This window comes from Stenotrophomonas sp. CC22-02, from assembly GCF_004365115.1.
Taxonomy (GTDB): domain Bacteria; phylum Pseudomonadota; class Gammaproteobacteria; order Xanthomonadales; family Xanthomonadaceae; genus Stenotrophomonas; species Stenotrophomonas forensis.
Map to the genome: position 1 here is coordinate 318,210 of NZ_SOCO01000002.1, position 13,915 is coordinate 332,124.

13 protein-coding genes are annotated in these 13,915 nt (G+C 64.8%); all 13 read right to left on the minus strand.

The window, feature by feature from the left end:
• Positions 1 to 26: 26 nt before the first annotated feature.
• Complete coding sequence (locus tag N440_RS19295) at positions 27 to 1,118, minus strand: PA0069 family radical SAM protein (protein ID WP_133936327.1); 1,092 nt, start codon at positions 1,116 to 1,118, stop codon at positions 27 to 29.
• Positions 1,119 to 1,261: 143 nt separating this feature from the next.
• A complete protein-coding gene (locus N440_RS19300; RefSeq protein ID WP_133936328.1) occupies positions 1,262 to 2,005 on the minus strand; it encodes a pyridoxine 5'-phosphate synthase in 744 nt (247 codons plus the stop codon).
• Positions 2,006 to 2,014: 9 nt separating this feature from the next.
• Positions 2,015 to 2,284, minus strand: coding sequence for a hypothetical protein (locus tag N440_RS19305; protein ID WP_049457825.1), 270 nt, complete (start codon positions 2,282 to 2,284; stop codon positions 2,015 to 2,017).
• Between the two features lie 40 nt (positions 2,285 to 2,324).
• A complete protein-coding gene (gene cls / locus N440_RS19310) occupies positions 2,325 to 3,785 on the minus strand; it encodes a cardiolipin synthase (protein WP_133936329.1) in 1,461 nt (486 codons plus the stop codon).
• Between the two features lie 102 nt (positions 3,786 to 3,887).
• Positions 3,888 to 4,301, minus strand: a complete 414-nt coding sequence (locus N440_RS19315) for a biopolymer transporter ExbD (RefSeq protein ID WP_004153330.1) — start codon at positions 4,299 to 4,301, stop codon at positions 3,888 to 3,890.
• A gap of 3 nt (positions 4,302 to 4,304) precedes the next feature.
• Positions 4,305 to 4,730: a biopolymer transporter ExbD gene (locus N440_RS19320; protein WP_040006786.1), complete on the minus strand. Its 426-nt coding sequence runs from the start codon at positions 4,728 to 4,730 to the stop codon at positions 4,305 to 4,307.
• A gap of 57 nt (positions 4,731 to 4,787) precedes the next feature.
• Positions 4,788 to 5,549, minus strand: a complete 762-nt coding sequence (exbB, locus tag N440_RS19325; protein WP_008265438.1) for a TonB-system energizer ExbB — start codon at positions 5,547 to 5,549, stop codon at positions 4,788 to 4,790.
• Positions 5,550 to 5,641: 92 nt separating this feature from the next.
• Complete coding sequence (locus tag N440_RS19330) at positions 5,642 to 6,199, minus strand: energy transducer TonB (protein WP_170871767.1); 558 nt, start codon at positions 6,197 to 6,199, stop codon at positions 5,642 to 5,644.
• A gap of 254 nt (positions 6,200 to 6,453) precedes the next feature.
• Positions 6,454 to 7,644, minus strand: coding sequence for a tetratricopeptide repeat protein (locus tag N440_RS19335; RefSeq protein ID WP_006479408.1), 1,191 nt, complete (start codon positions 7,642 to 7,644; stop codon positions 6,454 to 6,456).
• Between the two features lie 132 nt (positions 7,645 to 7,776).
• On the minus strand, positions 7,777 to 8,583 hold the full coding sequence (locus N440_RS19340; protein ID WP_006479406.1) for a M48 family metallopeptidase: 807 nt from the start codon (positions 8,581 to 8,583) through the stop codon (positions 7,777 to 7,779).
• Between the two features lie 71 nt (positions 8,584 to 8,654).
• Positions 8,655 to 9,500, minus strand: coding sequence for a CPBP family intramembrane glutamic endopeptidase (locus tag N440_RS19345; RefSeq protein ID WP_133936330.1), 846 nt, complete (start codon positions 9,498 to 9,500; stop codon positions 8,655 to 8,657).
• Positions 9,501 to 9,567: 67 nt separating this feature from the next.
• Positions 9,568 to 12,027, minus strand: coding sequence for a DNA topoisomerase (ATP-hydrolyzing) subunit B (gyrB, locus tag N440_RS19350; protein ID WP_133936331.1), 2,460 nt, complete (start codon positions 12,025 to 12,027; stop codon positions 9,568 to 9,570).
• A 112-nt stretch (positions 12,028 to 12,139) separates the two neighbouring features.
• Complete coding sequence (gene recF / locus N440_RS19355; RefSeq protein WP_133936332.1) at positions 12,140 to 13,234, minus strand: DNA replication/repair protein RecF; 1,095 nt, start codon at positions 13,232 to 13,234, stop codon at positions 12,140 to 12,142.
• Positions 13,235 to 13,915: the final 681 nt, after the last annotated feature.

Consider the following 13,915-nt stretch of genomic DNA (forward strand, 5'->3'; position numbering starts at 1 on the left):
TAGGGTCGAGCTTGCCTCGACCCTACTCAGAACAACGAGCCCTGCGGCGAATCCTTCTTCGGCGGCAGCGGCTTCTGGAACCGGCTGCAATCCAGCTTCGGCCAATGACTGTTCTGCGCATTGAACCCGAGGCGCTTGCGCGCCAGCTTGAAGCGGTTGTTCAACAGGTCCGCATACACGCCTTCGCCGCGCATGCGCGTGCCGAACTGGCTGTCGTAGTCCTTGCCACCGCGCAGCTGCTGGATGGTACTCATCACGTGCGCGGCGCGATCCGGGTGATGGGTATCGAGCCAATCGCGGAACAGCGGTGCCACTTCCAGTGGCAGGCGCAGCAGCACGTAACCCGCGGTGCTGGCGCCGGCGTCATGCGCGGCGTCCAGCACGGCTTCCAGTTCGCTGTCGTTGATCCATGGAATCACCGGCGCCACCATCACCCCGACCGGAATACCGGCCTCATGCAGCCGCTTCATCGCGCGCAGCCGCGCATGCGGTGCCGACGCGCGCGGTTCGAGCTTTGCGGAAAGATGCGGGTCCAGCGAGGTCACCGAGAAGTGCACGCTGACCAGGTTCTCCGCGGCCAGCGGCGCGAGCAGATCGATATCCCTCTCGACCAGCGCGTTCTTGGTGATCAACGAGAACGGATGTTTCGTCTCCAGCATCACTTCGATCAACTGACGGGTCAGCTTGAACTTGCGCTCGATCGGTTGGTAGGCATCGGTGTTGATGCCCAGCGCGATCGGCTGCGGCACGTAACCCGGTTTCGACAGCTCCTTGCGCAGCAGCTGCGGCGCATTGGTCTTGGCAAACAGCTTGGTCTCGAAATCCAGGCCCGGCGACAGGTTCAGATAGGCATGCGAGGGGCGCGCAAAGCAGTACGAGCAGCCATGCTCGCAGCCGCGATACGGATTCACCGACTGGCTGAAGCCGACGTCCGGTGAGTTGTTCCGGGTGATGATGCTGCGTGCGGTTTCGGCGCGCACCTCGGTGCGCAGGCGTGGGGCGAGGAACTCTTCGCTCTCATCGACGGCCCAGCCATCATCCACCGCCTCGCTGACGGTGCTTTCAAAGCGCCCGGCAAGGTGGGACGTGGAACCTCGGCCCTTGATCGCAATACCCATGGACGCAGGGTACGCCGCGACCGTCTCAACGGCTGCGACGGCCGTCTGAAGGGTTCAGCCCCTTATAGAGTCGAGCCATGCTCGACTCCATTTCCCATCCGTCCCGGGGCAGTCGAGCATGGCTCGACTCTGCAGGGGAGGGGTCAGAGCAGCGCCAGGTACCCGCGCACGGTGGCGTCCAGGCCGTCATACAGCGCTTCACCGATCAGTGCGTGGCCGATCGACACCTCCAGCACATCCGGCACGTGGGCCAGGAAGTCGCGCAGGTTGTCCTGCGACAGATCGTGGCCAGCGTTGACGCCCAGGCCGGCGGCCTGCGCTCGACGCGCAGCGGTGGCGAACAGCGCCAGCATCGTCTCGGCATCGCCGGCCGCGTGCGCTTCCGCATAGGGGCCGGTGTACAGCTCGATGCGGTCTGCGCCGACTTCAGCTGCCTGCTCCAGCAACGGATTGCCAGCATCGACGAACAGGCTGACCCGGCAGCCCATCGCCTTCAGCTCGGCGATCAGCGGGCGCAGGCGCTCGCCGTCGCGTTCGAAGTCGAAGCCATGGTCGGACGTGATCTGGCCGTCGCCGTCCGGCACCAGGGTGGCCTGTGCCGGGCGGGTCTGCGCGCACAGCGGCAGCAACCCCGGGTAACCCTCGCGTGGCGGTGCGAACGGGTTGCCTTCGATGTTGAACTCGACGCCACGGGCGCGGGTCAGCGTGGACAGGGCCAGCACGTCCTCGGCGGTGATATGGCGGCGGTCCGGCCGCGGGTGCACGGTGATGCCATGTGCACCGGCATCCAGGCAGGCCTGGGCGGCGCGCACCACGTCCGGTTCGGCACCGCCACGCGAATTGCGCAGGACGGCGATCTTGTTGACGTTGACGCTGAGCTGGGTCATGGAACGGTACTACTTGGAAAGAGGGGACGGATCGTGGTCGTTGCCGTCATCGGTGCGACGGGCCTGGGCCTGTTCGCGCAGGCGCCGCAGTTCCTCGGCATCGACCAGGGTGGCTGGGTCGCGCTGCAGGTCGCCAAAGCGGGCCACGTAACGGCCGCGTACCCAGGCCAGCAGGAAGGCGAGGGCAGCCAGCAGGCACAGGGTCATCAGCCCGGCGCTGGGGGTCTTCAGCGCAAAGGCGAAACAGCCCAGCGCCAGCAGCAGGTACAACCAGTACATAGTCGGGCTCCCCGGATGATCGGCGCAGTGTAGCGCTGCGTCAGAGCAGCGGCGAGGCCAGCCGCGCGAACGCCTCGGGCAGGCGGTGCAGCCACAGCGAGCGGCCGGCCTGGTCGTGCACGCGGGTGGCACGATCGAATTCGCCCTGCAGCAGCTCGGCCAGGGCGGCGACGCGGTCACGGTCGCTGATCATCATCGACAGCTCGAAGTTCAGCCGGAAGCTGCGATGGTCGAAGTTGGCGCTGCCGACGATGCAGACATCGTCATCGGCGATGAAGGCCTTGGTATGCAGCATGCGCGGGCCGTACTCGTAGATCTTCACGCCGGCATGCAGCAGCTCGTCGAAGTAGGAGCGCGCGGCCTGGGTGACGAACCAGGAGTCGCTCATCTTCGGCACCAGCAGGCGTACGTCCAGGCCGCCCAGCGCCGCCGAGGTCAGCGCCATGCGGGCGGCCTCGCCGGGCACGAAGTAGGGCGTGACCAGCCAGACGCGTTCGTGTGCTTCCTGGATCGCGGCCACATGCAGGCGGTGGATGGTTTCCCAGCCGGAGTCCGGGCCGGAGACCAGCACCTGCGCGCTGATCGGTCCGTCCGCACGCAGCGGCATGTCCGCCGGCCACAGCCGCGCGATGTCGAAGCGCGAATGGTCCTGCCCGCTGGCGTACAGCCAGTCTTCGGCGAACACCAGCTGCAGGCTGCGCACCACGTGGCCGCGGATGCGCATGTGCAGGTCACGGTAGGCGTCGGCCCGGCGGCTCTCGTCTTCGTCGTCGGTGATGTTGATGCCGCCGGTGAAGGCCAGGCGGCCGTCCACGATTACCAGCTTGCGATGGGTACGCAGGTTCAGCCAGGGGCGCTTGAACGGCTTCAGCAGCTGTCGCGGGTGGAACCAGATCGCTTCACCGCCCGCATCCAGCAGCGGTTGCAGGAAGCGGCGGGGCAGGGCGGAAGAGCCCACCGCATCGAGCAGCAGGCGCACCTGCACGCCGGCACGGGCGCGCTCGACCAGGGCATCGCGCAGCGCGGTGCCGGCGTGGTCCGGGTTGAAGATGTAGTACTCCAGATGCACGTGGTCGCGCGCCTGTGCGACGGCTTCCAGCAGGGCCGCGTAGGTGGCGGCGCCATCCACCAGCCAGGTCACTTCGGTGGCACTGCTCGGTGCCAGCCCGGTGGTGGCCTGGGCGATCTTGGCCAGCTCGGTACAGTCCGCATCGGGTGGGCAGACGTCGCTGTAGTGCTCCATGCCCGAACGCGCACGGCCACGGCGCAGGCGCTGCCGCTTCACCTTCTGCGGGCCGAGCAGGTAGTAGATGAAGAGGCCCAGGTACGGCAGCAACGCCAGCGACAGGATCCAGCTCAGCGTCGCGACGGGCTCGCGCTTCTGCAGCATGATCCAGCCCGCCAGGGCGAACAGGTACAGCAGGTAGGCCACCGCCAGGATCGTGCCGAGGTGGGCGATGCCGTCGAGCCAGTGGCGCAGGGAGTCGAAGAGGGCGAGCATCCGCCGATCATAGCGGCCCGGGCCGTCAGGGATAAAAAAAGACGCCCCTGTTTCCAGGGGCGTCTGCAGTCGCGTCATGACTGTGGTGTTGCGGTGTAGCGATTACTGCTGCACAAAACCGATCTTCTTCATCTGAGCATTCTTCGCGGCGGCCAGGACCTTGGCCATCACGTCGTACTCGGAATCCGGGCTGGCGTCGATGCGCAGTTCCGGCTGGTTGGTCGGGTCACGCTGGACCTCCTGCTCCATCCGCTGCTGCAGCTCGCCGGTATTGATCGGGCTGTTGTTCCACGAGACCTGGTTGCTGGCGTCGATCTTCAGCTCGATCGGCGGCGGCGGTTCGACCAGCTGCGGCGGTGGGTTGAGCACGCGCTGCGGCAGGTCAACGGCGATCGGGTACGTCATGATCGGCGCGGTCACGATGAAGATGATCAGCAGAACCAGCATCACGTCCACGAGGGGCGTGACGTTGATGTCTGCCATGGGGCCCTTGCCACCACCACTACTGAATGCCATGGCTTATTGCCCCTTTTCTTTGGTCGCGACGAAGCCGACGTCCAGCATGCCCTGCTCCTGCGCGACCTTGGTCAGGTCGTTGATGACGCGCATCTTGGTGGTGCGGTCACCACGCAGGTTCAGCGGCGGCTGCGGGGTCTGCTGGGCGGCGGTCGCCAAGCGCGACTCGAGAGTCTGCTTGTTGATTTCTTCGTCGTTCCAGTAGATCGAGCCGTCTTCCTTGACTGCCAGGGTGATCGGGCCGGCACGCTTTTCAGCGTCTTCCGGCTTCTGGATCAGGTTGGCTTCCGGCAGATCCACCTTGACCTTGTGGGACATCAGGGGCGCCGTGATGATGAAGATGATCAGCAGCACCAGCATCACGTCCACGAGGGGCGTAACGTTGATGTCGGCCATGGGGCCGCCGCTGTTACCACTACTGAAAGCCATAACGGGCTCCGTCTAGATCGTGTTGACTACGTTCTCGCTGGGTACAGCGCGTCGCAATTAGCGGACGCGCGAACCGGTGGCGAAGAAGTCGTGCAGGTCGTGCGCGAAGGTATCGAACTTGCTGATGGTCGCGCTGTTGACCTTGCTGAAGAAGTTGAAGGCGAACACGGCCGGGATTGCGACGAACAGACCGATCGCGGTCATGATCAGCGCTTCACCCACCGGGCCGGCAACGGCGTCGATCGAAGCGGAGCCGGTGGCACCGATCTTGATCAGCGCGCCGTAGATGCCCCACACGGTACCCAGCAGACCGACGAACGGAGCGGTCGCACCGACGGTCGCCAGCAGGGTCATGCCCGACTGCAGCTTGTTGCTTTCGCGGGTGACGGCCTGGCGCAGGGCGCGGTCGACGAACTCCGAACGGCTCAGGTTCTCACCGACGCCGCCGGTGGCACCGCCTTCAGCGCGCTGGTGGTGGGCAGCTGCCTGGGCAGCGTCCAGGGCGATCTTCGAGAACGGCTCGGAAGCCGGCTGTTCTTCCATCGCACGGATGGCGTCCTGTGCGTTCGGGGTGTCCCAGAACAGGCTGACGACGCGATCAGCAGCGCTCTTCAGACGAACCGAACGGAAGATGTTGATGACGGTCCAGTACCAGGACATGGCCGACATCACGATCAGGGTCAGCAGCACGACCCAGGAAACCGCGAAATCACCCGGCTTGGTGGTCATTTCGTGGATCAGGTGCTCGAAGCCCATCTGCGACAGGGCGTTGGACGGATTGCCCCCGGCAGCAGCGGCGATGAAAAGTTCCTGCAGCATGACGCTTACCTTTGTTGTGTGTGGTGATAAAGGGTGTAGCTAAGCTAAACAATCGAACCGTGGGCGGGGGTGGCCGGCAGCCACCCGGCCCATCAGTTCAGCGCAAAGTTGACCGGGACGCGAACGCGACCTGCCGCCTTCTTACCGCCAGATTCAGCGGCGTTGAAGCGCCACTTGCGAGCTGCTTCCATCGCAGCACGGTCCAGGTCGCGGTTACGGCTGGACTTTTCCACCGTGACATTGGTGACGTTGCCGCTGGCATCGACATCAATGATCAGGATCACTTCGCCCTGGATACCGGCGCGGAAGGCTGCCGGCGGGTAGCGCGGCGGATTCATGGCCTTCGACGAGATGTCCACGCTGGCCTCGATCGAGGTCGGCGGTGCCGGCGGCGACGGCGGCGACGGCGGGGTGACGATGTCGTTCGGGCGCGGTTCCGGCACGTCCACGACCGGCGCCTGCGGCGGCGGCGGGACCGGCGACGGCTTCGGCGGCGACAGATTCTTCACCGGCGGCGGCGGAGTATCTGTCGGCGGCGGCGGCGGCGGCGGCGGGGGCGGCGGCGGCGGTGCGTCGACGATGGTCACCATGACGTTGCGCTCCTTCTCCGCAACGGCCTTGGGAGCCACGGCGGGAATGAGGAGCATCATGAAGGCGGCCAGATGCAGGGCAATTACAAACGCGATGCCGACGATGCGAGGCCAGCTCAGCCCCTTGTCATCGGGTTGTTCGTACCGGTGAACGACTAGTTGTTCCGTCATGCGCCAAGAGCTCAATAGTGGGGCCGGGATGCCGGGGGCGGAATCCCTGATCAGCGGTGCATGACACCGCAGGAACCTCCAAGCTTATACCAATCCTGAGCGCCTGCGCATCAATCGAGCAGGCATTCAGGCGTTATTCCTACTTACTTCAGGTTGATGATTTTCTTGGCATCAGCCTGGTTCTTCACACCCTTCGCCAGCGCCTGCTGGGCGGCCTGCTTGGCCTCCGGGATGCGACCTTCGGCATGCAGGACGCGTGCCAGGTTCAGGTAGGTCTCACCGTCCTTGGAGAGCGGGGCGGCCTTCTGCCACGCGTCGATCGCCTGCGGCACCTGGTCGGAGTAGTAGTAGGACTGGGCCAGCGCCAGGTAGACCTGGTAATCCGGCTTCAGGATGCCCTTCTGCAACCCTTCGTTGATGACCGCGATGACGTCCTTTTCCTTGTGCTCGGTGTTGGCATAGATCGAGTACAGCTGCTTGTACTCGCGCTCTTCGGTGAGCTGGCCGCTGCTGCGCAGCTTGTCCATCACCGCAGCCGCCTTGTCCATCTGGTCGGCCTGCATGTACATGCTGGCCAGGTTCAGCTGGGCCTTCTTGTCGTTCGGGTTCTTGGCCGCCAGTGCCTCGGCTTCCTTGACCGCTTCACCGGACTGGCCGGCTTCGGACAGGGCCGCCATCAGCAGCTGGTTCCAGTTGTCCTTCGGTTCGGTGGCGCCGGCGATGGCCTGCTTCAGCACCGGGATCGCTTCCTGGTAGCGCTCCAGCTGGTACAGCGCCTGGCCCTTGGCAATCAGTTCTTCCGGCTTGGTCGACTTGCTCTCGGCGAAGTACTTGTCGAGGGTGGCCAGGCCTTCGGCGGTCTTGTCGTCCTGCATCTGCAGCTGGCCCAGCATCAGCATCGACTGGAAGTGGCCGTTGTTGTCCAGGCCGTTGAACTGGATGACCTGCTTCAGATAGGCGATCGCCGCCGGAGTGTCGTCAGTCTGGTAGGCGGCCTGCGAGGCCAGCTGCGCGGCCAGCGACTTGTCGTACTCGTTCGAGGCGCTGTCGGCCAGGATCGCGTCAGCCTGTTCGCGGGTCTCCGGGAACTTTTCCTTGTTGTAGCTGTCGATCATCTTCTGCAGCTTGCTGCCCATCTTGGCCGAGGCCTTGACGGTCGGCTCCTGGCGGGTCGCATTCGGGTACAGCGCTTCGGCCTTGGCCTGCTTGCTGCCGCCGCGGTTGCCACGCTCGGACGAACGCGAGGACTGCGCGAAGGCATCGGTGACCACGGCGCCGGTCAGGGCGGTCGCGACGAGGACGGAAAGCACAGCTTTGTGGTTACGCAAAATCATCGTTCACCTCGATCGAACCGCCGGTTAGCGGCAAAGTCGGACTGTCAGAAAAATCTGAGCCGCCAAACGTATCAGAAACAGATGGCGTGAGAAATCGTTTTATGTGCTGCAATACAGCATAGAACTGCGCACTCATCCGCACTTTGGCCGCAGTCCGGCCGCCTGCGCCTGCTGATAGACCGGCGTCAGCGCCGGTGCATCGCGTCGCAACTCCTGGATCCGGTTGGCCGGGTCGGGGTGGGTGGACAGCCATTGTGGGCTGCGACCGCCACTGGCGGCCATCATGTTCTGCCAAAGATCGACCGCCTGCGCCGGGTTGAAACCGGCCTGGGCCATCAGTCGCTGGCCGATCACGTCGGCCTCGCTTTCCTGGGTACGCGAGCCCGGCAGCAGGAACGCGGTCTGCGCGCCCATCCCACCGAGCTGGTTCACGGTGCTGGCAGCGCCCTCGCCGTAAGCGGCCCCGGCCAGTGCGCCGAGCACGGCCAGGCCGGTCTGCGCGCCCATCTGGCGGGTGATGCGCTCTTCGTGGTGACGCGCGATGACATGGCCGATCTCATGGCCGATCACGGCAGCCAGCTGGTCCTGGTTCTTCGCCACGGTGAAGATGCCGGTGTTCACGCCCACCTTGCCGCCGGGCAGGGCGAACGCGTTCGGCTCCTTGTCGACGAATACCGCCGTCTCCCACCGTACGCCACGGTATTGGGCTGGCAGCTGCGCGACCAGCGCATTGACCACGCACTGCACGTAACCGTTCTGGCGGCCGTCAGTGCTGATTTTTTCCTTCTGCTTGGTTTCGGCGAACGCCTGTGCGCCCAGCTGGTCCAGCTGGGCCTGGGAGACGCCGCCCACCATCTGTCGGCGCCCGGTCGGGGACGTCGTGGTCGCGCAGGCGCTGACCAGGGTGGTGATGACAAGGGCCAGCAGCAGTTGTTTCATGGAAGCTCCCCCGTGTTCATGTCCGCAGTGTGTAGCGTACCGGCTTAATCTTTCGTCAAGCGGACACGGCGTTACGTTGACCCCAGGAACACCATCGCGGCAAGTGCAACGGCATTGTTCAGCGCATGCGCGGTGATCGCGGCCCACAACGTGCCGGTGCGGCGGTACAGCCAGCAGAACGCAGCGCCCATGCCGCCATACACCAGCCACAGCTGGAGCATGCCCGGCAGGGAATTCTTGCTCATTCCCGGCACTTCGTGGACCAGGGCGAACGCCAGGCTGCTGAGGATGATGCCCAGCCAGGGACGGCCGGCTTTCCACAGGCGCCCGAACAACACACGGCGGAACAGCAGTTCCTCGTAGGCCGGCGCCAGCACCACGGCGAACAACACGAGGAACAACGGGAAACGCGCGATCGCGTTCTGCATCAGTTCCACGTTGGTCGGCACCGGTTCGATGCCGAACTGCTTGGCCAGGAAGGCGATGCCATTGCTGCCGATCACGATCAGCGCAGCCACCAGCACGGTCCAGCCCCAGGTCGAAGGCCGCAGCAGCGCCTGGCGGGAGGCGGAGCGCTCGTCCGAGGTGGCCGGACGCCGCCAGAAATACACCACCAGAGCGGCGCCGCCGGTGGCGATCAAGGCCATCAGGATCTGCGCCAGTGCACCCGGCTGGCCAACCGCCGCGCCAACCGCGTCAGGCGACAGCACGCCCCCCTGGGCCTCGGCATTGGCATGGCTGACCACGATCGCGCGGTAGAACCCCCAGAACAGCCCGGTGATCACGCTCAAGGCGAACAGGGTGACAGTGGCGATGCCCAGGTCGATGAAGAAACCCGCCAACGGGGAACCGGCGCGCGGCGCGGCCGAGGCCGGCGGAATCGGGGGCGGGGCGGAAACCGGGGCGGAAGCGGACATCAGGTACCTGCGTTCAAGGGGCGAAGGCCGGCGCGCCTCCCCGCGCACCGGCCGTGTCCCGATTGTGTCAGATATCCAGGTTGGCGACCTTCAGCGCGTTGTCCTCGATGAAATCGCGACGCGGTTCAACCACATCGCCCATCAGGGTGCTGAAGATCTGGTCGGCGGCAACGGCATCTTCGATGCGCACCTGCAGCAGCCGACGGGTTTCCGGGTTCACGGTGGTGTCCCACAGCTGCTCCGGATTCATTTCACCCAGACCCTTGAATCGCTGGATCTGGCGGCCGCGCTTGGCCTCTTCGAGCAGCCAGTTCTGCGCCTTGGCAAAACTGTCCACTTCGATCGACTTGGCGCCGCGGGAAATGGTCGCACCCTCGCGGATCAGGCCGTGCAGCAGCTTGGAGGCCTGGTGGATCGCGCGCAGTTCGCCGCTTTCGAAGGCCGACATCGGCAACACCTGGATGTGCTGCTCGCCCATGTGGCGACGGGTCACCAGCACGGCGGCCGGGCGCTCGTCGTTGGCTTCCTGCAGTTCCAGGCTGAAGCGCGGGCTGCCCAGGCTGCCCTGGTTGAGGCGCTTGGCCAGTGCATCCAGGCCTTCGCCTTCGCCGGCAGTGCGCAGGCTGTCCATGTCCATCGGCACGAAATCGACCAGCGCTTCGAGCAGGTTGCGGTCGTAGCGGTGCGCGTTGCGTTCGATCGAATCCAGCGCCGCGGCGTAGGCCAGCAGCAGCTTTTCCAGCGCCAGGCCTTCGATGCCGGGTTCGCCAGCGGCCGGCACCAGCGCTGCGTTTTCCACCGCGCTGCTGGCCAGATAGCTGTCCAGCGCCGGGTCGTCCTTCAGGTACAGCTCCTGCTTGCCCTGCTTGATCTTGTACAGCGGCGGCAGGCCGATGTAGACATAACCGCGCTCGATCAGCTCCGGCATCTGACGGTAGAAGAACGTCAGCAGCAGGGTGCGGATGTGCGCGCCGTCGACGTCGGCGTCGGTCATGATGATGATCTTGTGGTAACGCAGCTTGTCCGGGTTGTACTCGTCGCGGCCGATGCCGGTGCCCAGCGCGGTGATCAGCGTACCGACCTGGTCCGACGACAGCATGCGGTCGAAGCGCGCGCGTTCCACGTTGAGGATCTTGCCGCGCAGCGGCAGCACCGCCTGGTTCTTGCGGTTGCGACCCTGCTTGGCCGAGCCACCTGCCGAGTCACCCTCGACGATGAACAGCTCGGACAACGCCGGATCCTTTTCCTGGCAGTCGGCCAGCTTGCCCGGCAGGCCGGCGATGTCCAGCGCGCCCTTGCGGCGGGTCAGGTCGCGGGCCTTGCGCGCCGCTTCACGTGCGCGCGCGGCGTCGACGATCTTGCCGGCGATGGCCTTGGCTTCGTTCGGGTTTTCCTGCAGGAATTCTTCCAGGCGTGCGCCGAAGGCGTTTTCAACGGCCGGGCGCACGTCGGAGCTGACCAGCTTTTCCTTGGTCTGGCTGGAGAAGCTCGGGTCGGGCACCTTCACCGACAGCACCGCGATCATGCCTTCGCGCATGTCATCGCCGGTCAGGTTGATCTTGGCCTGCTTGGCGATGCCGTTCTGCTCGATGTAGTTGTTGAGCACACGGGTCAGCGCACCACGGAAGCCGGCAAGATGGGTACCGCCGTCCTTCTGCGGGATGTTGTTGGTGAAGCAGTACATCGTCTCCTGGTAGGAGTCGGTCCACTGCAGCGCCACGTCCACGACGATGTTGTTGTGCTCGCCGGTGACCGAGATGACGTTCGGGTGCAGCGGGGTCTTCAGCTGCGCCAGATGCTCCACGAAGCTGCGGATGCCGCCTTCGTAGTGGAAGTCGTCGCGACGGCCGTCGCCACGCTCATCCGCAAGGACGATCTTGACGCCGGAATTGAGGAACGAGAGTTCGCGCAGGCGGCGAGCCAGGATGTCGTAGTGGAATTCCACGTTGTCGTGGAACGCCACGGTCGACGGCCAGAAGCGCACGGTGGTGCCGCGCTTGGTGGTGGTTTCCAGCTTGGCCAGCGGGGTCACGGCCGCACCGTTGCTGAATTCCTGCTGGTAGTGGAAGCCGTTCTGGAACACATCCACCAGCAGCTTCTGCGACAGCGCGTTGACCACACTGACGCCCACGCCGTGCAGGCCGCCAGACACCTTGTAGCTGTTGTCATCGAACTTGCCGCCTGCGTGCAGCACGGTCATCACGACTTCGGCTGCCGAAACCTCGCGGCCCAGCTTGGCGCTCATCTGCTCGTGCTTGCCGGTCGGGATGCCGCGACCGTTATCGGACACCGAGACCGAGCCATCGGTGTGGATCGTCACTGCCACGTGGTCGGCATGGCCGGCCAGCGCTTCGTCGATCGAGTTGTCGACGACCTCGAACACCATGTGGTGCAGACCGGTGCCGTCATGCACGTCACCGATGTACATGCCGGGACGCTTGCGGACAGCCTCCAGGCCTTCCAGGGCGGTAATGCTGTTGGCGTCGTAATTGCCGTTGTTTGCCGGGGTGTTCTGTTCGTCGCTCATTGCGCTTGCCGTAGGCTCCGCAGGTCGGCCACCGCGCGAGGCGATGTGCCGAGAATGAAAGGATTCCAACCCGAATTATACCAGCCGGGGTCGAGCGGCCCTGGGGTCACCACTATGGCACAGCCACGATCTGTGCATGTTCCACGTGGAACCGGGTGATATCAGCGAGGTCCTGCAGCGCCGACGGGGTTTCGGTGGCGGTAATGAAGATCTGCGCCGGGCCATCGAGCAGACGCTGCAGGACCCGCGCCTGGTGGGTGCGATCCAGCTCCGAGGCCAGATCATCGAGTGCGATCACCGGCCACTCGCCGCGTTGCTCCGCGTAGTCCTCGGCCTGCGCCAGCAGGCACGCCAGCGCGGTCAGCTTGGCCTGCCCCCGTGACAGCGCGTCGCGACCGGGAATGTTGTGGAAATCCACGCTCCAGTCTGCGCGGTGCGGGCCGACCGAGGTGTAACCGGCCTGGCGATCCCGTTCGCGGGCCAGAAGCAGGGCATCGGCCAGAGGAAGCTCATGGCGACGCCAGCCTGGGCTCAATTCCAGCCCCTGAATCCCAAGTTGCGGGGCCAGGGTGGCTGCCAACGACACCGTGCGCTGCTGCAGTCGCTCCAGGTAGTGCTGGCGGCGGCTGGTCAGCGGTTCTCCCGCCTCGGCCAGCTCGTGATCCCAGGTATCGAGCATACGCGATGGTCCACCCTGCTTGAGCAGCGCATTGCGCTGCTTCAGTGCCCGCGAGTAGCGGCGCCACAGGGACAGGAAATCAGGTTCCACGTGGAACAGGCCCCAATCGAGGAAGCGACGACGGGGTTCTCCACCGCCGCTCACCAGCGCATGGCTGCCTGGCTCGAAGGTGACAACCGCCAGCGCAGCACAGAGATTGCCCAGCTGCGCGACGTCCTCGCCGTCCAATCGGCCTTTCCAGTCCTGGCCACTGTGGCGCAGGCCTGCCTTGCGGCGATGGGGCGGGTGATGGGCGCGCTGCTCGTCCCATTCCACGAAGATTTCCAGCGCCTCCTGGCCCTGACGGACCAGGCCATCCCGAACCCGGCCGCGAAAGCTGCGGCCATAGGCCATCAGGTGCAGGGCCTCGAGCACGCTGGTCTTGCCGGCACCGTTGTCGCCGGTCAGCAGGTTCAATCCTGGCTGCGGCGACAGGTCCACCGCACTGAAGCGACGCAGTTGGTGCAGGGCGAGGCGGCGGATCTGCATGGGGCGCGAAGGACCATCCGCACGGGGCGGTAGTAGGGTGGGTAATCCATCAGCTTACTGCATCGGTCAAGTCGGACGCGGTGGCGACGGCACTCAGGCCAGGACGCGCTATCCGCCGATCAGCATTTGCGCGTTCCACGTGGTGAACAGGCCATCTGGCGTCCCTCGCGATCTGGAAGGGCCTGAAATTGCTTCAAATCTGCGCCGGGTTCCACGGTGTGGACCCTCAGATTTCAGCGATTTCACGGCATTCGAGCTGCGCCACGGACGGCCTCAACGTCGATCCCAATCGAAACCGCCACCGATTCCTTCAAATCTGCGATGAGAGCCCCTGCAGGGTTCCACAGAATTCAAGGAATTCAGACCGGCCGTTCCACGCTGTCCACAGCGGAACTGTATGAGTTATACACAAGGTATGGGCAATCTGTGGATAAAAAAGCCCTTTTACCGGGACGGCGAAACTATCCACAGGTTCCCCCCCAGCCCCAAGGCGCTCTATACAGGGGGTTTCAGCTGTATAAATTCCTTTTAAAACATGGAGATAGTGCATTTTTCCACGAGATCTGGCCCTACCATCACCACCATGCTTTAGATTTATACCCAGATTTAGAAGCCAGGATCGACCCGATTTCGTCCAAACGCGTCCTGTGGACAGTGGCGTTTCCAGAAGCAGCAGCCACG

Bases quoted from the DNA above. Each gene is read 5' to 3' on its own strand.
- N440_RS19295 (WP_133936327.1), bottom strand. From the start codon at position 1,118: ATGGGTATTGCGATCAAGGGCCGAGGTTCCACGTCCCACCTTGCCGGG.
- N440_RS19300 (WP_133936328.1), bottom strand. From the start codon at position 2,005: ATGACCCAGCTCAGCGTCAACGTCAACAAGATCGCCGTCCTGCGCAAT.
- N440_RS19305 (WP_049457825.1), bottom strand. From the start codon at position 2,284: ATGTACTGGTTGTACCTGCTGCTGGCGCTGGGCTGTTTCGCCTTTGCG.
- cls (WP_133936329.1), bottom strand. From the start codon at position 3,785: ATGCTCGCCCTCTTCGACTCCCTGCGCCACTGGCTCGACGGCATCGCC.
- N440_RS19315 (WP_004153330.1), bottom strand. From the start codon at position 4,301: ATGGCATTCAGTAGTGGTGGTGGCAAGGGCCCCATGGCAGACATCAAC.
- N440_RS19320 (WP_040006786.1), bottom strand. From the start codon at position 4,730: ATGGCTTTCAGTAGTGGTAACAGCGGCGGCCCCATGGCCGACATCAAC.
- exbB (WP_008265438.1), bottom strand. From the start codon at position 5,549: ATGCTGCAGGAACTTTTCATCGCCGCTGCTGCCGGGGGCAATCCGTCC.
- N440_RS19330 (WP_170871767.1), bottom strand. From the start codon at position 6,199: ATGATGCTCCTCATTCCCGCCGTGGCTCCCAAGGCCGTTGCGGAGAAG.
- N440_RS19335 (WP_006479408.1), bottom strand. From the start codon at position 7,644: ATGATTTTGCGTAACCACAAAGCTGTGCTTTCCGTCCTCGTCGCGACC.
- N440_RS19340 (WP_006479406.1), bottom strand. From the start codon at position 8,583: ATGAAACAACTGCTGCTGGCCCTTGTCATCACCACCCTGGTCAGCGCC.
- N440_RS19345 (WP_133936330.1), bottom strand. From the start codon at position 9,500: ATGTCCGCTTCCGCCCCGGTTTCCGCCCCGCCCCCGATTCCGCCGGCC.
- gyrB (WP_133936331.1), bottom strand. From the start codon at position 12,027: ATGAGCGACGAACAGAACACCCCGGCAAACAACGGCAATTACGACGCC.
- recF (WP_133936332.1), bottom strand. From the start codon at position 13,234: ATGCAGATCCGCCGCCTCGCCCTGCACCAACTGCGTCGCTTCAGTGCG.